Origin of the sequence: Bradyrhizobium sp. HKCCYLRH1030 (assembly GCF_051168395.1) — a bacterium.
In the GTDB taxonomy this organism is placed as follows: Bacteria; Pseudomonadota; Alphaproteobacteria; order Rhizobiales; family Xanthobacteraceae; genus Bradyrhizobium.
The window spans coordinates 326,809-347,354 of the sequence record NZ_JBNPUY010000003.1 but is presented as its reverse complement, the minus strand read 5'-3'; the positions used below and the strand labels follow the sequence as shown (position 1 = coordinate 347,354).

Annotated in this window: 18 protein-coding genes; 9 read left to right on the top strand and 9 right to left on the bottom strand. The window is 65.6% G+C overall.

Annotation, left to right across the window (positions count from 1 at the left end):
• Nucleotides 1-10: 10 nt before the first annotated feature.
• Nucleotides 11-1,438, bottom strand: coding sequence for an NAD(P)/FAD-dependent oxidoreductase (locus ACQR1E_RS11775; RefSeq protein ID WP_434897066.1), 1,428 nt, complete (start codon nt 1,436-1,438; stop codon nt 11-13).
• A 105-nt stretch (nt 1,439-1,543) separates the two neighbouring features.
• Here ACQR1E_RS11775 and ACQR1E_RS11770 point away from each other — a divergent pair, with 105 nt between their 5' ends.
• From ACQR1E_RS11770 to ACQR1E_RS11755, 4 genes are all read left to right on the top strand, one after another.
• On the top strand, nt 1,544-2,086 hold the full coding sequence (locus ACQR1E_RS11770) for a SixA phosphatase family protein (RefSeq protein WP_315753157.1): 543 nt from the start codon (nt 1,544-1,546) through the stop codon (nt 2,084-2,086).
• Nucleotides 2,087-2,137: 51 nt separating this feature from the next.
• Nucleotides 2,138-2,563, top strand: a complete 426-nt coding sequence (locus ACQR1E_RS11765) for a universal stress protein (RefSeq protein WP_315712676.1) — start codon at nt 2,138-2,140, stop codon at nt 2,561-2,563.
• A 344-nt stretch (nt 2,564-2,907) separates the two neighbouring features.
• Entirely contained in the window at nt 2,908-3,255 is a 348-nt protein-coding gene (locus ACQR1E_RS11760; RefSeq protein WP_434897065.1) for a hypothetical protein, read from the top strand.
• A 21-nt stretch (nt 3,256-3,276) separates the two neighbouring features.
• Entirely contained in the window at nt 3,277-4,194 is a 918-nt protein-coding gene (locus tag ACQR1E_RS11755; protein WP_434897064.1) for an ATP-grasp domain-containing protein, read from the top strand.
• 321 nt (nt 4,195-4,515) lie between these two features.
• Here ACQR1E_RS11755 and ACQR1E_RS11750 read toward each other — a convergent pair whose 3' ends face one another.
• Nucleotides 4,516-5,103: a YdcF family protein gene (locus tag ACQR1E_RS11750; protein ID WP_434897063.1), complete on the bottom strand. Its 588-nt coding sequence runs from the start codon at nt 5,101-5,103 to the stop codon at nt 4,516-4,518.
• 89 nt (nt 5,104-5,192) lie between these two features.
• Nucleotides 5,193-5,723 carry a hypothetical protein gene (locus ACQR1E_RS11745; protein ID WP_434897062.1) on the bottom strand — a complete coding sequence of 177 codons (531 nt, stop codon included), beginning with the start codon at nt 5,721-5,723 and terminating at the stop codon, nt 5,193-5,195.
• Between the two features lie 108 nt (nt 5,724-5,831).
• On the opposite strand from ACQR1E_RS11745, the gene ACQR1E_RS11740 reads away from it, so the two are divergent.
• Nucleotides 5,832-6,266 carry a hypothetical protein gene (locus tag ACQR1E_RS11740; RefSeq protein ID WP_315738812.1) on the top strand — a complete coding sequence of 145 codons (435 nt, stop codon included), beginning with the start codon at nt 5,832-5,834 and terminating at the stop codon, nt 6,264-6,266.
• Between the two features lie 74 nt (nt 6,267-6,340).
• Here the strand turns inward: ACQR1E_RS11740 and ACQR1E_RS11735 are convergent, their stop codons facing one another.
• The gene (locus ACQR1E_RS11735; protein WP_434897061.1) at nt 6,341-6,847 is read right to left on the bottom strand and encodes a ferritin-like domain-containing protein; all 507 of its coding nucleotides are present in this window, start codon (nt 6,845-6,847) and stop codon (nt 6,341-6,343) included.
• A gap of 370 nt (nt 6,848-7,217) precedes the next feature.
• On the opposite strand from ACQR1E_RS11735, the gene ACQR1E_RS11730 reads away from it, so the two are divergent.
• Together ACQR1E_RS11730 and ACQR1E_RS11725 are read left to right on the top strand one after the other, a co-directional pair.
• Nucleotides 7,218-8,309, top strand: a complete 1,092-nt coding sequence (locus ACQR1E_RS11730) for a lysylphosphatidylglycerol synthase transmembrane domain-containing protein (protein WP_315712684.1) — start codon at nt 7,218-7,220, stop codon at nt 8,307-8,309.
• 103 nt (nt 8,310-8,412) lie between these two features.
• Nucleotides 8,413-10,359, top strand: coding sequence for a hypothetical protein (locus ACQR1E_RS11725; protein ID WP_434897060.1), 1,947 nt, complete (start codon nt 8,413-8,415; stop codon nt 10,357-10,359).
• A 203-nt stretch (nt 10,360-10,562) separates the two neighbouring features.
• Here ACQR1E_RS11725 and ACQR1E_RS11720 read toward each other — a convergent pair whose 3' ends face one another.
• The 3 genes from ACQR1E_RS11720 to ACQR1E_RS11710 form a co-directional block, all read right to left on the bottom strand.
• Nucleotides 10,563-10,823, bottom strand: a complete 261-nt coding sequence (locus ACQR1E_RS11720; RefSeq protein ID WP_316200825.1) for a DUF3551 domain-containing protein — start codon at nt 10,821-10,823, stop codon at nt 10,563-10,565.
• A 196-nt stretch (nt 10,824-11,019) separates the two neighbouring features.
• A complete protein-coding gene (locus ACQR1E_RS11715; RefSeq protein WP_315713622.1) occupies nt 11,020-11,628 on the bottom strand; it encodes a DUF2147 domain-containing protein in 609 nt (202 codons plus the stop codon).
• Between the two features lie 172 nt (nt 11,629-11,800).
• The gene (locus ACQR1E_RS11710; protein WP_316187535.1) at nt 11,801-12,829 is read right to left on the bottom strand and encodes an NAD(P)/FAD-dependent oxidoreductase; all 1,029 of its coding nucleotides are present in this window, start codon (nt 12,827-12,829) and stop codon (nt 11,801-11,803) included.
• Nucleotides 12,830-13,003: 174 nt separating this feature from the next.
• Here ACQR1E_RS11710 and ACQR1E_RS11705 point away from each other — a divergent pair, with 174 nt between their 5' ends.
• Nucleotides 13,004-13,468, top strand: coding sequence for an acyl-CoA thioesterase (locus ACQR1E_RS11705; RefSeq protein ID WP_316167126.1), 465 nt, complete (start codon nt 13,004-13,006; stop codon nt 13,466-13,468).
• Nucleotides 13,469-13,518: 50 nt separating this feature from the next.
• Here the strand turns inward: ACQR1E_RS11705 and ACQR1E_RS11700 are convergent, their stop codons facing one another.
• Nucleotides 13,519-13,839, bottom strand: a complete 321-nt coding sequence (locus ACQR1E_RS11700) for a 2Fe-2S iron-sulfur cluster-binding protein (protein WP_315707114.1) — start codon at nt 13,837-13,839, stop codon at nt 13,519-13,521.
• 83 nt (nt 13,840-13,922) lie between these two features.
• Nucleotides 13,923-14,297, bottom strand: coding sequence for an Hpt domain-containing protein (locus ACQR1E_RS11695; protein ID WP_315712689.1), 375 nt, complete (start codon nt 14,295-14,297; stop codon nt 13,923-13,925).
• 381 nt (nt 14,298-14,678) lie between these two features.
• Here ACQR1E_RS11695 and ACQR1E_RS11690 point away from each other — a divergent pair, with 381 nt between their 5' ends.
• Nucleotides 14,679-20,291, top strand: a complete 5,613-nt coding sequence (locus ACQR1E_RS11690) for a methyl-accepting chemotaxis protein (protein WP_315712690.1) — start codon at nt 14,679-14,681, stop codon at nt 20,289-20,291.
• The last annotated feature ends 255 nt before the right edge of the window (nt 20,292-20,546 follow it).

The following is a 20,546-nucleotide window of genomic DNA, read 5'->3' as shown; positions in this document are numbered from 1 at the left end:
TTGCGAGGTGTCAGCCCTCCCCGGCGTCGGGACGGCGGTTCAAATCGGACGGCTGTGGCCGCAGCGGCAGCCGCGAGCCGGGCCGTTCGGCCGCCCGGCGCCGCGCTTCGGCCGCCCTGATCTCGCGCACACGCTCCTGCGCGCGGACGCGCTCGCGGTGCCGCGCCAGCGTCCCGGCCGCGGCGGCGCGGCCGCGGATCCAGAGATTGACGACATGGCCGGCGACCCGGCCGCTGACGCCGCCGGCCCAGACCAATTCGAACGGCGAGAACAGCTTCCAGCGGTCGTCGCCGGCGAGGATCGCCTGCGCGATCAACTGCCCGGCCATCGCCGAGGTGTTGAGCCCCTGCCGGCCGAAGCCGCTCGCAACCCACAGGCCTTTGCGGAGCTGGCCGATCTGCGGCATGCCGTGCACGGTCTGGCCGGTGACGCCGCCGAAGGTCTCGGCGATCTCGACGCGGCCGAGTTGCGGGAACACCGTGCGGATCCGGCGCTGCAGCGCCGCGGCAAATCCGCTGGGCCGGGCGTCCCAGGTCGTCTCCGGGCTCGCCCACATCAGCCGGTCGCCGTCGACGACGCGGAAATGATCGATGCCGTCGGTGTCGCTGACCGAGCCCCGGAAGGCGATCGCATCAGCCAGCCGCTCGCCGAGCGGCGCGGTGACGCCGCCGTAGCGCCACACCGGCAACAGCGTATCGGACAGCTTCTGCAGCGGCGCGCCGAGATGGATGTTGCCGGCGAGCACGATGTGCGAGGCGCGCATCCGCGCCGACGGCGTCACGATGCGCTTGCGCACGCCCGACGCGTCGATGCTGACCACCGGCGTGTCCTCGAAGATCCTTGCCCCGGCCCGGTGCGCGAGCCGCGCCAGCGCGTGAACGTACCTGCGGCCGTCGAGCTGGAACGCCTTGGGGTAATGGACGCCATGGAAGTAGCGGTCGGTCTTGAGCTCGGTCCTGACGCGCTCGACCTGCCAGCCCTCGACCTCGGTGTCGAAGTCCTCATGCAGCATCTGGAGGCGGCGGATCAAGGCGTCGCCGGCGTCGACATTGGAGACTTCGAGCGCGCCTTCGCTGAGCCCGATGCCCGGCATCGCCGCGGTGGCCTGGGCGCGGATGAACTCGGCACCGGACCAGGACAACGCCCATAGCGCCCGGGCATGCGCGAGCCCGACGCGCTCGATCAGATCCGGCAGCGGCAGGTCGAACCCGGGCATGACCGTGCCGATCATGTGACCGGATGCGTTCCATCCGACCTGGCGGCCTTCCAGCACCGCGACGCTCGCCCCCTGCCGGGCCGCGCACAACGCCACCGTCAAGCCGGCCAATCCCGCCCCGACGACGCAGACGTCGACATCGAGGTCGAAATTCAGCCTGGTGCGGCCGTGTGCACCTGCGGCATCCGCGTCATCGTTCATGCTTGTGGAAGTCTCGTTCATGGCGTTTTCTTAGCGAACCCTGCGCCGGACGTCATGACGCTTTTAATGGCGATAAAGAGACGTGGTACAGGCTGACCCAGCCTGAACGATTCGAGACGGAATTCCATGCGCCGATTGATGCTGCTGCGCCACGCCAAGACCGAGACTGACGCGCCGACCGGCCGCGACCAGGACCGCCGTCTCGACGAGCGCGGGCACCAGGATGCCGCCATGATCGGCGATTTCATCGCCAGCCACCCGCCGGTGCCGGAGCTGGTGCTGGTCTCGACCGCGGTTCGGGCGCAGCAGACCTGGGATCTCGCGCTTGCGGCGATGAAGGACCGCGTCCCGCCCCCGCAGGTCGAGACCGTTCCCGAGCTCTACGGCGCCGAGCCGATGCAGATGCTGCATCACATCCGCCTCGCGGCAGCGCGTGATCCGAAGCAGCTCCTGCTCGTCGGGCACAATCCCGGCATGCACGAGCTGGCGCTGGCACTGACCGGCGAGGGCGATTCCGAGGCCCGCCACGAGCTGATGCGCAACATGCCGACCGCGGGACTCGCGGTGCTCGATTTCGACACCGACGATTGGGGCGACATCAGCTTCACCCGCGGCCATCTCCTGAGGTTCGTCACGCCCAAGCTGCTCAAGCACGGCTCGGTCGATTGACAGGCAGGTCGGGTCCGGCGCGTAATGCCGGCGGACAGAGGAGGACCTTCGATGTTCAACTCGATTCTGGTGCCGATCGATCTGGCTGACACCGACCTCGCCAAGCCGGCCATCGCCACCGCGGCCACGCTGGCGCAGACCTGGAGCGGCACCGTGCATCTGCTCAACGTGATGCCGATGACGCCGGTGATGCTCGCCGAATACGTCCCGGCCGATTTCGATGCGCAGCAGCGCGAGACCGCCGAGGAAGCGCTGTCGATCGTGGCGCGCGAATCCGGCATCCCGGCCGAGCGCATCAGTTACACGGTACGCCAGGGCGGCATCTATCACGAGATCCTCGAGGAGGCGGCCAAGGTCAACGCCGACCTGATCGTGATGACCTCGCACCGCCCGGCGATGCGCACCTACTTCCTCGGCAGCAACGCGGGGCACGTGGTGCGCTATGCGAAGTGCTCGGTGCTGGTGGTGAGGCCGTGAGGCGCGGGCGGATCGCATCCGGAGTTCGAGACGCCCGCCTCCGGGGGTCCCTCAGGACGAAGGCTGAAATCCGGGAAAAGGCGCGTGGTCGTGGCCCTTCGTCGATGTCGGCTCTATCTCCGATAGCGATCGTATTCGTGAAGCCGCAGCAAACGCCGCAATGAGCCAAATTGGACGAAGCCGCGCTACGCAGAATTTCGGCGACAGCATGAACCCCGCGCGTCGACTCTATCTTAAATTGCAACATCATGATATTCTCGGCTAGTTTGATCACACGTTGATGATGAAATTGTTCGCCGACGATCCTGTCAGTTCTCGTCCACGTTCAGGACACGGAGAGGAAAATGACTGAAAAGCACCTTGTCTTGTTTGCTCTTACCCGTCCTAGCAGAGCACACGAATTGCAGGAGCCGAGCGAGACTATCGCGATAAAACAAATGCTCGAGGAGAAATGGGCAAAAAGTCTCGGAGTTGATCTGGACAAATTGAAGAAGAGTGTGACTGGCACCGATACCACTAGCACTCTTCATACGGGCGGCTCGACTCTTGTCGGGACCGAGACGATGCACAATGGTGTGGTCGACGATTGCGCTTCAGACCAAGAAAGCGATGGCGATCCCGACACGCCCACCATTACAGACGATATTCATAATGATGGTGGCACCGGCGGCGTAATCGATATTCCACTCTAGGCGGCCCCCGTGATTAGCAAAATGAAAAAAGTTCTGATTCTGTCTTTCGAGGACGACCTGCACGCTGTAGCAATCCAGTCCTTATTAAAGCGGCACAATGCCGTAGCTGACATTTTAGATACTGGAAGCTTTCCGGGCTCATTTGCACTTGTGCATGATAGTTCAGAACAAAACCTCATCTCTTTGAATGACAAGCAGTTGCGTCACTATCATTCCATTTGGTGGCGTCGGGCGAGTCCCCCTCAACCATCCAAGGATGTTGTAGAGACTGAGGAGTATCGCTTTGCTGCCCGCGAGAGCCGCGAGGCACTTTGGGGAGCAATTCATGCAAGCAGAATCCCCATATACAACTCGCCACAGGCAGAGATCATCGCTTGCTACAAACCTTATCAACTTCAGGTCGCGCAAGAATGTGGGCTACTCGTTCCCAACACATTAATAACAAATTCGCCGAAAGAGGCGACCGCATTCCGAGCCAAACATGATCAGGTCATTTACAAGACGTTCGGCGGAACCACGCTGATGATGACAGACACCCGACCGCTCACGGACGCAGACATGAGCGATTTATGGCGACTTCAATATGCTCCAGTTATTTTCCAGGAGTACTTAGCCAGGGGCCGCGAATTTAGAGTAACGATCATAGAAGATGATATCTTCGCTGCGGAAATTAAGATTCGAAATCCCAAAGCTCACTATGATTGGCGCCTCGATCAAGATTATCAGGTAATCAAAACGACTTTACCAAATGAACTATGCAATCAGATTACGCTTCTGAGAAGAACCCTGGGATTGAATAGCGGCTCCGTTGATTTGAGAGAAACACCGGATGGCCGAATATACTTCTTGGAAATCAATCCTTCCGGGCAATTCTTGTTCTTGGATACTTTTGGCGGCCTAGACACAGGAAACAGGTTTTGCCAATTGCTACTTCAATAAGAACACTTCCGCAGGCGACTTTGCTTTATTTCTTACTAATTGCTAGTCCATCGTTCGATCCGCATGGAGAAGGACCGCATCGACCTTGGCTTTAGTGTAGGCGGCAAGTCGTCTGGACCTCTATTCCCTCTGGGGTCATTCTCGATGGAGTTGGCGTTGATTGTCTGTTGGTCGATGGCCGCCTCTGCCCAAGCGCAGGACCGCACGGGTGAGTGTCCGCCGCGAATTCAGCCGCTCATGGAGAGCAGAGCGAACCGCGGGCCGACGTGACCAGGCCAACGATAATGAGGGTGCGCGTAGCCTTTTCGGGCAATGCCCCCGTCACGGCCACTCCGCGATGAAGCCCTTCGCCTTGTACGGCGCGATCTTGTCCCATTCGCTGAGCACGCGACGGCGGAATTCGGGATGGGTGTGCCAGAGATGGCGCGGGATGCCGAAGCCGTCGACCGTGAGCAGCATCTTCTCCACCTCGGGCCAGTATCGCTGCAGGGTCATCGCGTAGCGCCGCGCGGTCCAGCTGTTGCCGAGGCAGATCACGCTGCCGACATTGGCGAGGCCGAGCGCGGCGTCGATCACCGGCAGCGCGAGCGCGACGTTCTCGCCGGTATTCTTGGCGTGGTGCTCTTCAAGGATGCGCTCGGCCGGAATGCCGCGCCTCACCATGGCGGCCTTGATCAGCGTACACTCCGAGAGATCAGCGCCCGGCGTGATTCCGCCGCTGACCATGGCGTGGCGGAAGTAGCCCTGCTGCCACAGCTTCACCGCCGTCTCGGCACGCAGCTCCTCGTCGACGCGGGTCCCGAACACGAACAGGAGATCGGCCGGCCGCAGCGGCGTATCGGCGAAATGCCGCGCGTTGACCGCGGCGATCTCGGCGTCATCCGGTCTGCGCAGCGCGCGATCCTGCATCGGTCCTCTCCGAAAGCGACTCGCTCAGTCTGGCATGGCGCGCGAAATCTGCATGATCACATTCGGTGACCGGTGATGAGGTTGCGTGATCACGGCAGCAGCGCGGCCGGAATCTCCGTGAACGTGTAGCTGCGCGGCCTGTTGCGGGTGATGAAGCCGCCGACATACCAGGCGAACAGCGCGGCGAAGCCGATCAGGAACAACGCGCCCGACCATTCGGCGATGACGAACGCGCGCACCAGAAGCCCGGCCATCGCCACGGCGAACAGCGCAACCGCGGCGAGCGCCGCGCCGTAGGTGAAGCGGCCGAGGCCCGCGGTCAGCCGCGCGTTGCTGCCGCTCGAGGTGAGCCGCGCATGCAGGCCGAGGACGAAAGCACGATAGGCCTCGCTCTGCGGCGCCATCAGCGCCGCCGTCTGCCAGGAAGTCGAGATGATGCTCAGCCTGCGGCCATCGCGATGGGTGATGTCGGCCCGAAAACGCTTCGCCTGCATCGACACCGGCCGGTAGGACAGCCGGATCGCGGCGATGTCGGCATACGGCCACAGGCCGGTGCGGCCGGCGAACCGCCACGACAGGCCCTGCCCCGTGAGCTCGAACTGCTGCGCGGCCCCGATCAACGACGCCTTGTAGGCGTAGCGGATCGCGTCATGGCCTTCTGTGGTGATGTCCTGGGAAATGGATCGGTCCTGTTGCGTGTGGCGCGCGCCTTATCCTACAAACGGAGCATGAGCGAAACGATCTATTTTCCGCGCCACCTGATCCTGGCCGGGGCGATGGCCGCCGGCGTGCTGCTGGCGCTGGCGGTGCACATGCTCGGCGCCCGCTACGGCCTCGATCTCGGCGGCCTGTGGCAGACCGAGAGCGGCGCCTTCATGCCGGCGGGATCGGCGATCGCCTGGTGGCTGATCGCCACCGTCGGCTTCTCCTCGGGCTATTTCATCGCCAACATCATGCACAGCGCGGTATCGGGCGAGATCCCGCAGCGGATGCGCAACTTCCTGGTCGTGGTCGGCGTGCTGATGCTGGCCGGCATCGGCCAGGCGATCTCCGGCCCGAGCCCGGTGCCGTCGGCCTCGGGTGTGCTGGCCGGCCTCGCCGCGCTCTGCCTCGGCGCCCTGATGGCGTTCTGCGGCGCCAATTTCGCGTTGCGTAAGAGCTGACGCGTGGCATCCGGATGCGACGACGCCGCGCGGGATGTCCGCGCGGCGTTTTGTCTCATCGGCAGGTGACGCGATCAGCTCGCGGCGCGCAGATTGACGCTGGTCTCGGCGAGCTTGGTCAGCTTCATGTCGGTCGCCTTCTCCTCGTCGAGCGTCTTCTGCAGGACGGCGGCACAGTCGCTGCGGCCGAGTTGCTTGGCCCAGGCGATCAGGCTGCCATAGCGGGTGATCTCGTAGTGCTCGGCCGCCTGGGCGGCGTTGATCAGCGCTGCGTCCAGCACCGCCTTGTCGTCGACCTCGCCGGCGACCTCGTCGGCCTCCTCGATGATGCCGTCGATCGCCGGACAGTCGACCGCCTTGGCCGCGATGCCGTGCATCTTGAACACCTGTTCGAGACGCGTCACATGCGTCTTCGTCTCATCGAGATGGGTCAGAAAGCCATGCTTGAGCTTCTGATCCGTCGCCTTGTCCGCCATCTTCGGCAGCGCTTTGACGAGCTGGTTCTCGGCGTAATAGATGTCCTGCAGCTGATGAACGAACAGATCGTTCATCGTCTTGATGTCCTTGGTGAACAGTCCCATTTGTTTCACGTCCTCTCGGTTCGGAACATGGCAGGTCCCTCCCCTGACCGATCGTCGCCATGTTCGCTGTGCGCTAACCGGCGGCTACGGCGGTTGTTCCGGCGTGCCGCCCCTGCCGAACCGGTCGCAGGGACGAGGGTTCTCGTGAACCGCGCGGGCGACCAGTTGGACCGAATTGAGGCGGACGGGCCACCAGCTATGTGACCGGAGTGTGACAGACCTGCGCCGCATGGGTCGGAGCTGAGCTGTGTCAAGGACTGCACAAGGCGCGCATTTTAGCATAAGGAACAAGCTGTCACGAATTGCCCGCCTATCGATCAATGGTTTCGCCTCTTTTCCAAGATCTAGTACCGCCCCGCCGGGAGGATGAATGCAGCGCCTGCTGACCACGCTTGGGCGTGGCTTCAAGAAATGGATCGGCTGGAAGCGGCTGGGGATTGCAGCGAGCCTTGCGATCATCGCCTTCGCGATCACGACACTCGTGCGCACGCTGAAGGGCGTCGATGCCGGCGTCATCCTGACCGCGCTCACCGAAATCCCGCCCGGTCACATCGCCCTCGCGGCCTTGTGTGTGGTCGGCGCGTTCTGCACGCTGACCTTCTATGACTATTTTGCACTGCGAACGATTGGCAAGAAACACGTGCCCTATCGCATCGCGGCGATGAGCGCCTTCACCAGCTATTCGATCGGCCACAACATCGGCGCCACCGTGTTCACCGGCGGCGCCATCCGGTTCAGGATCTACTCCGACTACGGCCTGTCCGCGATCGACGTCGCCAAGATCTGCTTCCTGTCAGGCCTGACCTTCTGGCTCGGCAATCTGTTCGTACTCGGCATCGGCATGACCTTGCATCCGGCCGCCGCCACCGCGATGGACCAGTTGCCCCCGGCGGTGAACCAGCTGATCGCGATCGGCATCCTCGGGGCGATCTTCGCCTATCTCGGCTGGCTGACCGCCGGCAAGAACCGGCGCCAGCTCGGCCAGAACGGCTGGAAGGTGGTGCTGCCCTCGGCGCAGCTCACGCTCGTGCAGATCCTGATCGGAGTGGTCGACCTCGGCTTCTGCGCGCTGGCGATGTACCTCCTCGTCCCCGCCGCTCCGCCGATCGATTTCCTGTCGCTGTCGGTGGTGTTCATCCTCGCCACCCTGCTCGGCTTCGCCAGCCACGCGCCCGGCAGCATCGGCGTGTTCGATGCCGCGATGCTCGTGGCGCTGCCGCAGTTCGGCCGCGAGCAGTTGCTGGCCACCCTGCTCGTTTTCCGCGTGCTGTATTTCGTGATCCCGTTCGCGACGGCGATCTCCATCATGGGCATCAGGGAACTCTGGCTGAACGTCGTGAAGCCGTGGCAGGAGCGGCGCCGGCTGAACTCAGCCTGCGAGGACGAGGTCGCCGCCAAGCGCGCCGCGGCCACGGCGCCCGCCGCGGTTCCCCAGCGCATCAAGCGCCACTCCCAGCGCTGAGCAGCAATCGTCTCGCGGATGACGCGACGGTTCGACCCTCGACCGGTTGAACTCGCGTGCGATCCTCTTATTTCCGCCCCATCGCTGACGTGAATCCTTGCGCATGACCCGAATGCCCCTTCGTCCGCTGCTCGCCGCCTGCGTCCTGGCCGGCCTGCTCGCCCCTCTCGCCGCCACCGAGGCGGCCGCGCAGTTCGGCGCAGCGCCGCTGCAGATCAGCTGGGAGGTGCGCAACCGCTTCCGTCTCTTCCGGGAGGAGCGCGACTTCCTGCTGCATACCGAGAGCACGCGCGACCGCTCCATCCTCGCCGCCGAGCAGGCGTTGGCGGTGCAGAGCGACGGCCGCGGCTGGGCCCGGAACGTCGTCAACCGGCTCTGCATCGACCTCGCCGGCCGCATCAACGAGCCGTGCACGCGCGACAACGTCAAGGAAAGCTATCTCACGCCGATCGACCATCCGGTCACGGTGCGCCTGACCGGCCCGGTCCCGGTCGGCGCCACCTGCGCGTGGTCGTTCGACGACGGCGACGGGCCGCAGACCTCGACATTCGACTGCGCCGAACCGGTCAACCTGCGCGTCCGCTACGGCCGCCAGACCGTCGCATCCGTCGATGTCGCCAGCCCGGAAGGCACGCAGCAGGTGTCGACGGGAATCCAGGTCCGCGACGTCCTGATCGCCGGCCTCGGCGACAGCATCGCCTCCGGCGAGGGCAATCCCGACCGCCCGATCGCGCTCGCCGACGACGGCTTCTGCTTCCGCTCCTATCTCGGCGGCCCGACCGCGCAATATTATCGGCCGAGCCGGGCCGGCTTCAAAGGCGGCCGCGCCTGCGAGGCGCCGGACACGCTGCAGAACTGGCAGAAGCACAGCGCGGTCTGGCTCAACGCCGCCTGCCATCGCTCGCTCTACAGCTACCAGACCCGCACGGCGCTGGCGCTCGCGGTGCGCTATCCGCACGTCGCGGTCACCTACCTGCCGCTCGCCTGCACCGGCGCCACCATCGCCGACGGCCTGTTCGGCAGCCAGCGCGCGCGCGAATGCACGCCGGGCCGCGCCGCGACCACCTGCGCCGGCAGCGTCAACGGCCAGCTCGGCGAGCTGCGCGAGGCGCTGACCGCGGCCAAGCGTCGCCAGCCAGACCGCAAGCTCGATCTGATTCTGCTGTCGATCGGCGCCAACGACATCAACTTCTCCGGTCTCGTCGCCGACGTCATCGTCGATACGCCGACCGAACGCACGCTGTTCAAACGCTCAGGCGTGATCGGCTCGGTCGAGGAATCGCGCAGCGAGCTGGCGCGCGACCTGCCGCAGGGTTTTGCCAAGCTACGCGAGGCGCTGAAGCCGCTGGTCGGCGACCTCTCGCACGTCATCTACACTTCGTACGGCAACCCGGCACTGAGCGGCCCCGGCACGCCCTGCCCCGGTGGTCCGGCCGGTTTCGATATCCACCCATCGTTCAATGCCAATCCGCAGCGGCTCGCCAAGGTCGCGGGCTTCGTCGAGAACGAGTTCCTGCCGTCGCTACGCGGGCTGGCGCAATGTACCGCGGGAGTCCTGTGCCGCGATCCGCAGGCCGACCGCATGACCTTCGTCGATGCGCATCAGGCCGCGTTTGCCGATCACGGCTTCTGCGCCCGCTCGACGCAGGATCCGCCGTTCGACCGCGAATGCTTTTCGGCCGACGGCGCCAGCTTCGATCCGAACATCGTCAGCGCCGCCAACGAGCCGCTGCTGTGCGGCCGCGGCGCCAGCGAGTATCGTCCCTATCTGCCGCGCGCGCGCTGGATCCGCGATGCCAACGACAGCTACTTCTCGGCGATGACCTATCCGCAAGGGCTGCCGGCGGCGATGCAGCCCTCCGACATCCACGATGCGAGCTGGGGCGTGCTGTCCGCGGTCTATGGCGGCGCCGTGCATCCGACGGCGGAGGGCCATGCCGCGATGGCCGACGCCGCCTTTCCGGCCGCGGCGCAAGTGCTCAACCTCGATGCGGCCGAGCCCAACGTCACCAGCCAGCCGCTGCCGCCGGCGGGCGTGGTGAGGCAGTAGTCGGCCATTCGGGTAGGGATCGCAGAGGAAGAACGGCCTGAACCGCTCCGCTCCGCACACCGTCTTTCGGGACGCCCCTCCGTGAGCGGGCGCTCAGGAACAAAGGCTGTGGGGCGGCGAGATCGCGGGCCTCACGGTGAGTTCGGAGCGGATGGAGAGCCGGGCCGCCTCGAAAGAACGTGTCGGCCTCGACGTCCCAACGCTCAGCGCGCAAATCGACGCCGACCACCGCCAAGCGATCCTGATTGTCCTTGTGCCCAATATGGGTTGTTCACGCACATGGCCGCGAGGCCCCGGCCTGCCCTTCGACACTGGTCCCAGGACGTATAGGTGCATTCGACATAGGTGCTACCACCCCATTCCCACCTTTGTAGGCAGACAGGATAATTGGAATCATAGGTTTGAGCAGCGGCGATCGGGATCATGGAGATGGCCGCGCTCCCCGCGATGATCCAACGCAGCATCAGCATCGCTCCCTCGTCGAATTCCGACCGCTGCGGCCAATGGTCTCACGATCACCGGCAAGCAACGCCCAGATGATCATGGAGACCTTGTCCTCGACCACGCGGTTGATCTGGATCAAGCTCTTCGCCGACGCGGTGTCCGAGATCGCGATCCCTTGTCGGCCAGGAGCGAGGACGGTCGCAGTTCGGAAGCAGTCTACTTGACTGCAGCCGGCTTCTTCATCATCGGAGGCGCCTGCTTGGTGGCGGGGCCGGTTGCCGTCGTCGCCTGCGAGGGCAGATATTTGGCGAGGATGGCCGGATCGATCTGCGCCATGTTGCTATCCGGCAGGCGGGTCCAGGTCTCGTCCTTGCCAAACAGCGAGATGCCGAGATAGCCGTGCAGGATCAGCGTCTGCCCGTCAGGACTGACCCGCATATTGGCCTTCCAGATGTTGCCGTCGCGCGGATTGAGCACGTTGCCGCCTTCGTATTTCAGGCCCTCGCGCTTCATGTCGCGCACGAAGGAGATGCCGAGCACAGGCGCATTCTTGCGGTCATCGCTGCACTTCGAACAGACCTCGTTCGGATTGTCGCCGGGACGCGGAAACGTCTTGGCGATCACGCCCTCGAACACGCCGTCGTGGTCGATGAAGAGAAACCAGCCGACGGGCCTGCCATCCTCGACCTTCTGCCACAGACCGGCCGCGGTCGGCTCAGCCGCGAGCGCAGGCCGCGTCAGCAGAGCACCGGCAACGACGAGCGCGCCGATCGCGAGCTTCGTCACACCAGGCACCAGCCGAAGTCGGGGAAACGCATTGCGCATCATCATCTCACCTTGACCAAGTCACAAAATGAATGGCCGCACAGTACGGCCGTTTCATGCATCGTTCCAGCCCCATAACAGGTCTGGCGCGCCGGTGAAACCGGCACGCGCAGGAAACATTTCTTCACATTTGAGTTGGTCCGGCGGCGGAAGGTTCCATACCGCCGACAAATTAGTTGACGCCGAGCTTCTTCTGCAGGCTCGACGACGACGTCGTGTACTGGAACACCAGCCGCTTCTCCGGATACACGTAGCGGTGCGCCTTCTGCGCCATCAGCGCGCCCTCGTGGAAGCCGCACAGGATCAGCTTGATCTTGCCGGGATAGGTGTTGATGTCGCCGATCGCGAAGATGCCGGGCACGGAGGTCTCGAAGGCAGAGGTCTCGACCGGAATGAGATTGTGCTCGAGCGCGAGGCCCCACTCGGCAACCGGACCGAGTTTCATCGTCAGTCCGAAGAATGGCAGCATCATCTCGCAGGGGACGGTCTCGACCGCGTTGTCGTTGCCCTTGATCGTCGCAGCCGACAGCCGGCCATTGGCGCCTTCGAGCGCCGTCACCTGGCCGATGCGCAGATCCATCTTGCCGCCGGCGACGAGCGCGCGCATCTGCTCGACGCTGTGGGGCGCGGCACGGAAGTCGTCGCGGCGATGAACGAGCGTGATGCGCTTCGCGATGGGGTGCAGGTTGAGCGTCCAGTCGAGCGCGGAGTCACCGCCGCCGACGATGACGACATTCTTGTCGCGGAACTGCTCCATCTTGCGCACGGCATAGAATACCGAGGTGCCTTCATAGGCCTCGATGCCCGGCACCGGCGGGCGCTTGGGCTGGAACGAGCCGCCCCCGGCCGCGATCACCACGACCTTGCACTCGAACACCTTGCCGGCATCGGTGGTGACGCGAAAACCGGGATCGCCGATCTTTTCGACCTTCTCGACCATCTCGCCGAGATGGAAGGTCGGACTGAACGGCTTGATCTGCTCCATCAATTGATCGGTGAGACCCTGCCCCGTCACCATCGGCACGCCGGGAATGTCGTAGATCGGCTTCTCCGGATACAGCTCGGCGCATTGGCCGCCGACCTTGTCGAGGATGTCGATCAGATGCGCCTTGATGTCGAGCAGCCCCAGTTCAAAAACGGCAAACAGTCCGCAAGGGCCCGCGCCAATGATCAGCACATCGGTCTTGATCGCTTCGCTCATGTCGCTCTTCTCGTTGGAGGCGCCGCTCGACGGATGGCGGCAGATGGCGGTTCCGAATTTGTAGCCAACGGGGTGGTCGCAGGGAAGGCACAAAAGCCGCCCCTGGCTCGCGCGCGGCTTGCAGCGGTGGGCTTAGCCGGGTTTGAAGGGGACATGAATGATGGAGATCAATCGGTGACAGAGACGGCCCGCCGCGACCACGCGCCACGCCTGGAGGACTTTCCCTATCGGCTGACGGACAATGTCCGCTTCGGCGACCTCGATCCCAACCAGCACGTCAACAATGCTGTCTACGCGACCTACTTCGAGACCGGCCGGGTGACCTTGATGAAAGACCCGCGCCATGGCCTGACCCAGGACGGGCTGGCCTGGATCATGGTGCGGCTGGACATGCATTTCCGGGCCGAGCTGCGCTGGCCGGGCACGATCGAGCTGGGACTGGGGGTCGTAAGGCTGGGGCGCACGTCGGTGACCTGCGAGCAGGTCGTGTTCTCGGACGGGCGCTGCGTGGCGTCGGCCACCGCGGTCATGGTCCTGATCGACGAGGTGACGCGCAAACCGGCGCCGCTGACGCCGAATCTCATTGCTGCGCTACAGCCGTGGGTCCGCCGCGGCATGGCGATCGCGCCGCCGGCATAGGCCTGGCGGCGATCAGCCGAAGCGCGGCGATGAGGGCGCGAGACGAACGGTCAGGCCTGACGCTCGGGGGTGGAGACGACGAGGCCGTCGAGTTCGTCGGAGACCTTGATCTGGCAGGAAAGACGGGAATTCGGCCGGACATCGTAGCCGAAATCGAGCATGTCCTCTTCCATCGGGGTCGGCGGGCCGACCTTCTCGCGCCAGGCTTCGTCGACATAGACATGGCAAGTCGCGCAGGCGCAGGCGCCGCCACATTCGGCCTCGATGCCGGGAATGGCGTTACGGATCGCCGCTTCCATCACGGTCGCGCCGTTCTCGATCTCAACGGTTCGGGATTCGCCGGTATGGTCGACAAAGGTGATCTTGGCCATGTGTGCTCGTGCTGCGCAGGGAATGAGGTCGGGCTGTCCTATAACGGACCGCTCCGCTCCGCGCTAGTGCTGCCGCCGGCCGCTCAGGCCGCGCCGAGCATCTCCGAAATCGCCGCGCGGGCCTGCGCGATCGCCGTGCCGAGCCAGGCCAGCGCATCGGCCGGGTCGCCCGCCCGCAGCGCCGCTTCGAGCCCTTCCGCCGCGTCGGCGACGTCGAGCGCGCCGACGGCGCGGGCCGAGCCCTTCAGCGTGTGGGCGACGGTGGCAGCATCCTCGGGCAGCACCTGCAACCGCTCCAGCAGGCGGACGGCCTGGCTGGAGAACATGGCGAGCACCTCACGCTCGAGCGCGCTGTCGCCGAGCGTCATCCGGCGCAGCAGGTCCAGGCTGATCGGCCCGTCGTCGGGAACCAGCGGGGGCGAGGGCATCCATTCGATCCGTGAAAGGTCGGGAATCATGGCGGCAATCCGGTCCGGGCGCGCCGCGCGCGCCTGTGGTAAGCCAAGCACGACAATGGTTAATGCATTGTTACCGGCCCAATTGCCGCGGGTTTGCCGCGATTTGGGCCCGGCTCTGCCCCAATCACGGCAGAAACGGGAATTCGCAGAACTTCTAGAGTGTTAACGGCGGCTGCTGTTAACGATGATTAAGAATCTCTTAACCACGGCCATTTCTTTCAACAGGCACAGCCAATAGGATGATGCCCGGATGGAGTGGGTCACCTGGCGGAATTTGCCACCCCTGGTGCCTGCGAGGGATGACGTCCGGTTCGAGCGTTGCGAGAGGGCACTCGTACGCGGCTCGCCGGATCGAAATTAAGACGAGGGCTCGGACTCAACATGGCGAACACTCCGAAAAAGGTCAAAGACCCGACTGAAGTTGCGCTGTCCGCCATTCAGGAGGCTTTGAACATCAGCGATTCGTCCGCGCCCACGGACTCGCAGAGCTCGGTCCACGCCGACGGGGCTCCGCCCGTCATGCCGAACGGCGTGTCCAGTCTGGATTCGTTCGACTCGCGTCCGGGCATCGACCGCAGCAGCCTTGACGAGATCGAGCCGCCGCCGCTCGCCGCGCGCCGCCCGGCCAACGACGACCGCGAGACCATCGGCCAATTGCTGCAGGCGATCCAAAAGGGCCGCCCGTCACGCGGCGTCTACACGCTGGCAACCGCCTTTGCAGGCATCTGGATCGTCGGCTGCGTCCTGCTGACCATCGGCTTCCTGCCCGCTTTGCAGACCCTGATCGGCCAGAGCGGCGGCGTGCTGGTCATGGCAGGCCTCGCCGCAGTGTTCTTTGCCCCGGTTCTGCTGTTTTATTTCCTCGCGAGCCTCGCTTGGCGCGGCCAGGAGCTGCGCATGATCGCGCAGTCGATGGCGCAGGTCGCGATCCGATTCTCCGAGCCGGAAGGCGCCGTCAGCGATTCGATCGTGACCGTCGGCCAGGCCATCCGCCGCGAGGTCGCGGCGATGGGCGACGGCGTCGAGCGCGCGATCGCGCGTGCCGGCGAGCTCGAGATGCTGGTCGCCAACGAGGTTGCGGCGCTCGAGCGCGCCTACAGCGACAACGAGGTGCGCATCCGCGCCCTGCTCCAGGACATCGCCCATCAGCGCGACAACCTCGTCGGCCAGGCCGAGCAGGTCCGGAGCGCCATCTCGGGCGTCCAGATCGACCTTCGCCACGACATCGCGCTGATCTCGGACGCGATCGCCTCGCGGGTCGACGAGGTCGCCAAGAGCATCACCGGCGCGCTGGAAGAGCGCGGCGCCCACATCACGGCCGCGCTCGGCAACGCCGGCGACAACATGATCCTCGCGCTCGGCGAGCGCGGCGGCGATCTGCTCGACCGGCTCGAAGAGGCCAGCGCCGAGACCACCCGCGCCGTGCTCGACGCCTCGGAGCGGCTCACCACCAGCCTCAATTTCAAGACCGGCCACGTCCACGACGAGTTCGCCGACCTGTCGGACCGAGTCCACGAGATGCTCAACGAGCGCATCGACCGCATCACCAGCGAGTTCGAGCAGCGCACGGCGGCCATCGTCGACGGCATCTCGGTGCGAACCGAGCAGGTTCACGACCAGCTCAAGGCGTCCGGCGAGTCCCTCCTGCTGGAGCTCGAGCTGCGCAGCGGCGATCTCGTCACCAAGATCGACGAGGCGAGCCAGCGCATGTCCGGCCACATCGTCACGTCAGGCGAGAAGGCGAGCGAGTCGCTCGATGCGACCGTCAATTCGCTGGTCGCCAAGGTCGTCAGCCAGACCGAGAGCACCCACGACACGCTGTCGATCCAGATCAGCGCCTTCGACGAGCTGGTGAAGAACCAGGGCACCGAGCTCGCCGAGCGCTTCGCACGCGACAGCTCGACGCTGGGCGCGCTGATCACCCGGCACATCACCGAATTCGACCGCACGGTGAAGACCTATGGCGGCGAGATCGTCGAGCGCATGGGCCAGCGGACCCAGGAAATCTCCGACAATCTCAAGTCCTATGTCGATACGTTCGATACGCGGCTGTCGTCCAACAGCGGTGAGATCACGGCGACGCTGGATCAGCGGCTGAACCAGTTCGAGACCAATCTGCAGGCCCGCATCACCACCCTCGACACCTCGCTCGATGCGAAGATCAAGACCTTCGACGACAGCGTCGAGGGCCGCCTCAAGTCGCTCGAGGAGAACTTCGACAACCGCGCGACCTCGGTCACCTCGACGATCGAAGGCCGCCTCGGCACTCTGTCCAACTCGCTGACCGACGGCGCTGCCCAGGTGCTGCACGCGATCGACTCGCGGCTGACCGTGCTGACCTCCTCGCTGACCGATGGCTCGGCGCAGGCGATCCAGTCGATCGATTCCCGCCTCAACATTCTGACCTCCTCGCTGACCGACGGCACCGACAAGGCGCTCGAAGCGATCGATCAGCGCATCCACAGCCTGTCGAACATCATCGACGGCCGCAGCTACGAGCTGACCGAAGCCGTCACCGCGCGCTTCCAGGACATCCATCAGGGCATCGAGACCCGCGTCGGCTCGATCGCCAAGGACATCGACCATCGCGTGTCGCAGTTCGAGGACCTGCTCGGCTCGCGCGTCGAGGCCGTGGCCGGCCGCATCGAGAGCAGCGGCCGCCAGGCGAGCGACGAACTGATGACCCGCGCCGAGCTGCTGTCCGCCAGCATCAAGTCGCATGTGGAAGATGCGGAGCGGGCGCTGACCAACCTCGTGGTCAACACCAGCGAGACCATCCAGACCGGGGCCCGCTCGGCACAGCAGGCGCTGCTCAACGTCTCGACCGACGTCGGATCGCAGTTGAAGAACACCTCCGCCGAGGTCGAGCGTGCCCTGTCGAACGCAGGCAGCAGCGCGGCCGAGGCCGTCCTGACCAGTGCGCGCGAGGCCCAGGCCACGCTGGTGGCGGCCTCCGGCGAGACCGCCGACCAGATCAAGTCGCTGTCGGCCGACGTCGAGCGCACGCTCACGGCGGCAGGCTCGACCACCGCAGCCTCGATCCTCGCCGGTGCGCGCGAGGCCCAGAACACGCTGGTGTCCGCCTCCTCCGATGCCGCCACCCACGTCAAGTCGCTCGCCGTCGACGTCGAGCAGGCGCTGACGGCCGCCGGCTCGGCCACGGCAGCCTCGATCCTCGCCGGTGCACGCGAGGTCCAGAACACGCTGGTGTCCGCCTCCTCCAACGCGGCCGAGCACGTGAAGTCGCTCGCAGCCGACGTGCAGCGCTCGCTGACCAGTGCCGGGACGGAAACCGCCGAAGCCATCACGGCGGGCGCCCGTGATGCCCAGCATGCCCTGCTCGCGGCATCGAGCGAAGCGGCCGAACAGGTCAAGGCGCTGACCGTCGACGTCCAGCGCTCGCTGTCGATCGCGGGGACGACCACCGCGGAAACGATCACCGGCGGCGCCCGGGAAGCGCAGAGCACGCTGATCAGCGCTTCGTCCGAAGCGGCCAATCACGTCAAGTCGCTGGCGGCCGACGTCGAGCGCACGCTCGCCGCGGTCGGAACCAGCACGGCCGCAGCGATCGTCGACAGCGCCCGCGACGTCCAGTCGAAGCTCGTCACCGCCTCGACGGAAGCAACCGAGCACGTCAAGTCGCTGGCCGTCGACGTCGAGCGGACGCTGTCGTCCGTCGGCGCCGATACCGCGACCTCGATCCTCAACAGCGCGCGCCAGGCGCAGATGTCGCTGACCGCCACGTCGGCCGACACCGCGGCCACCCTGGTCGGCAGCGCACGCGAAGCCCAGGCGGTGCTGACGACGACCACGACCGAGACGGTCGCGGTGATCGTCGGCGGCGCGCGCGAGGCGCAGAACCTGCTGACCGCCACCTCCACCGACACCGCGGGCCAGCTCAAGGCGATGTCGTCGGAGATCGAGCGCGTCATCAACTCCGTCGCGGCGAACACCACCGATGCGATCCAGAGCAGCGCGCTCAATGCGCAGAGCGCGCTCGTCGCCGCCTCCAACGAGGTCTCCACGCGGGTCAAGTCGACCTCGACCGAGATCGAGCGCTCGGTGCTCGCCGCCGGCAACTCGTTCGGCTCGGCCATGACCGGCAAGACCGACGAGATCGTCACCTATGTGCAGCAGCAGAGCGAGCGGCTGTCGCAGATGCTCGACGGCAAGCGCGGCACCCTTGTGGAGGCACTCAACTCGAAGACCAACCAGCTCACGATCGAGATCGATCGCGTCACCACCGACGCGCTGAAGGCGATCGAGGTCCGCGGCCAGAACTTCGCCCAGAGCGTCAATGGCAACGGCTCCGAGGTCGCCCGCACCATCACCTCGGCGGGAGAGCTCGCGACCACCGCGATCACCAAGTCGCTCAAGGAGCTGGAGCAGGCCTCGCGCGCGGCGATCGAGCAGTCGCGCCAGGTCTCGGTGGCCGCGGTCACCGAGATGCAGGAGACGAGCAAGATCCTGCGCACCGATACGGTCGCCCTGTTCGAACGTCTGCGCGAGGGCAACATCCTGCTGCAGGAGGTCCTGACCGGCGCCCACGACAACCTCAACTCGCTGGAGCGGGCGCTGGTCACCCGGGTGGCCGACTTCGTCACCGCGATGAACGACGTCACCGCGCGCAACGGCACCGCGACGCAGACGCTCGAGGACCAGCTCAACGTGTTCAACTCCAAGACGTCGCGGGCGCTGGAGGATCTCAACTCGCTGTCCGGCCAGTTCGACGCGCATGGCAAGGCGCTGATCGAGGCGGCGGCCATCGTCGAGCAGAGCAACCGCGATGCGACCGTCTCGATCTCGGATCGCAAGACGACGCTGGAATCGCTGGTCACCACCATCGATCTGCGCACCGCCGATCTCGACCAGCGTCTGACGCGCTTCACCACCCTGCTCGACGAGTCCTTGGCGGCCGCCGAGGAGCGCGCCCGCGACATCGCCCGGGTCGTGGCGGAAACGGCGGGGGCCGGCTCGACCGCGCTCAGCCGCCAGTTCGAGGCCATCCGCGCCAACGCCGAGGAGGAACGCCGCCTCACCACGTCGCAGATGCAGGAGATCTACCAGCAGAGCACGCAGGAAGCCGATGCGATGTTCAAGCAGTCGGCGGAGAAGTTCGCCACGCTGGTGTCGAGCATGAAGCAGATGACCGCCGAGATGCATCGCGAGCTCGAGGCGACGCGCAACGAGCTGCGCCGCGGCGTGCTGGAGATGCCGCAGGAGGCCGCCGAGAGCACGGCGCAGATGCGCAAGGTCATCGTCGACCAGATCGAGGCGCTGGCCGAACTCAACCGGATCGTCGCGCATCACGGCCGCGGTCTCGACGTGGTCAGCGCGTCGCGTCCCGCCGCGGTCGCCGCCCCCGCGGCCGTGATCCGTCAGGAAGAGCCGATCGTCGCCGCAGCCGTCGGCGGCCGGCCGGACATGCGCCTGCGCGAGCCGGCTGCGACCAGCGTCGCCAACCTGCCGCCGCCGGATCTCGGCATGCAGCCGCCGGCCCCGCCGCCGCAGCCACGCCGGGTCGAGGCGCCGCCGATGGGTCCGGTCGCCGATCAGCGCAGCGACAACTGGTTGTCCGACCTGCTCAACCGGGCCGACAACAGCACCGCCGGCCAGCCCCAGCCGCCGCGTGGCCGCGGTCCGGCGCAGCAGTCGGGCAATCCGCTGGAGTCGCTGTCGCTCGACATCGCACGGCTGATGGACCGCAATCTCGCGGCCGAGATGTGGGACCGTTACCAGCGCGGCGAGACCAAGGCGTTCTCCAAGCGTCTCTACACCCCGGCCGGCCAGAAGGCGTTCGACGAGGTCGCCCGCAAGTACCGCGCCGACCGCACCTTCAAGCAGACGGTGGACCGCTACATCACCGAGTTCGAGCGGCTGCTCGACGAGGTCGCACGCGACGACCGCAATCCGCAGGCGCTGCGTGCCCAGCTCACCTCGGAGACCGGGCTGGTCTACACCTTGCTCGCCCACGCCGCCGGAAGGCTGGCGTGACGGGAGCAGCGAACAGCGACTAGCGGATGGCGAGGAGCCGACCGCGATGAGAATAGACAACGGAGGCCGCGAGGCCTCCGTTTCGCTTATCGGGGTCCAGTGAAGCGTTTTCGGATTTGCCCGTCGCCGGCCCGACCGGCACGGCAGCCGTCGTTGCAGGCGCCCGGGATGCCAGTCAGCATGAGACGGGACAATGCCAAGCCGAGCGTGGAGCAATCGGTGCATCGCCGCGGAGGGCACCGAGGCGCTGCCTCT

Coding starts and splice junctions, on each gene's coding strand:
- ACQR1E_RS11775 (WP_434897066.1), bottom strand. CDS start 1,438: ATGAACGAGACTTCCACAAGCATGAACGATGACGCGGATGCCGCAGGT.
- ACQR1E_RS11730 (WP_315712684.1), top strand. CDS start 7,218: ATGCAGCGCCTGCTGACCACGCTTGGGCGTGGCTTCAAGAAATGGATC.
- ACQR1E_RS11750 (WP_434897063.1), bottom strand. CDS start 5,103: ATGCAGGATCGCGCGCTGCGCAGACCGGATGACGCCGAGATCGCCGCG.
- ACQR1E_RS11740 (WP_315738812.1), top strand. CDS start 5,832: ATGAGCGAAACGATCTATTTTCCGCGCCACCTGATCCTGGCCGGGGCG.
- ACQR1E_RS11755 (WP_434897064.1), top strand. CDS start 3,277: ATGAAAAAAGTTCTGATTCTGTCTTTCGAGGACGACCTGCACGCTGTA.
- ACQR1E_RS11765 (WP_315712676.1), top strand. CDS start 2,138: ATGTTCAACTCGATTCTGGTGCCGATCGATCTGGCTGACACCGACCTC.
- ACQR1E_RS11770 (WP_315753157.1), top strand. CDS start 1,544: ATGCGCCGATTGATGCTGCTGCGCCACGCCAAGACCGAGACTGACGCG.
- ACQR1E_RS11735 (WP_434897061.1), bottom strand. CDS start 6,847: ATGGGACTGTTCACCAAGGACATCAAGACGATGAACGATCTGTTCGTT.
- ACQR1E_RS11760 (WP_434897065.1), top strand. CDS start 2,908: ATGACTGAAAAGCACCTTGTCTTGTTTGCTCTTACCCGTCCTAGCAGA.
- ACQR1E_RS11720 (WP_316200825.1), bottom strand. CDS start 10,823: ATGCTGCGTTGGATCATCGCGGGGAGCGCGGCCATCTCCATGATCCCG.
- ACQR1E_RS11710 (WP_316187535.1), bottom strand. CDS start 12,829: ATGAGCGAAGCGATCAAGACCGATGTGCTGATCATTGGCGCGGGCCCT.
- ACQR1E_RS11715 (WP_315713622.1), bottom strand. CDS start 11,628: ATGCGCAATGCGTTTCCCCGACTTCGGCTGGTGCCTGGTGTGACGAAG.
- ACQR1E_RS11700 (WP_315707114.1), bottom strand. CDS start 13,839: ATGGCCAAGATCACCTTTGTCGACCATACCGGCGAATCCCGAACCGTT.
- ACQR1E_RS11695 (WP_315712689.1), bottom strand. CDS start 14,297: ATGATTCCCGACCTTTCACGGATCGAATGGATGCCCTCGCCCCCGCTG.
- ACQR1E_RS11690 (WP_315712690.1), top strand. CDS start 14,679: ATGGCGAACACTCCGAAAAAGGTCAAAGACCCGACTGAAGTTGCGCTG.
- ACQR1E_RS11725 (WP_434897060.1), top strand. CDS start 8,413: ATGACCCGAATGCCCCTTCGTCCGCTGCTCGCCGCCTGCGTCCTGGCC.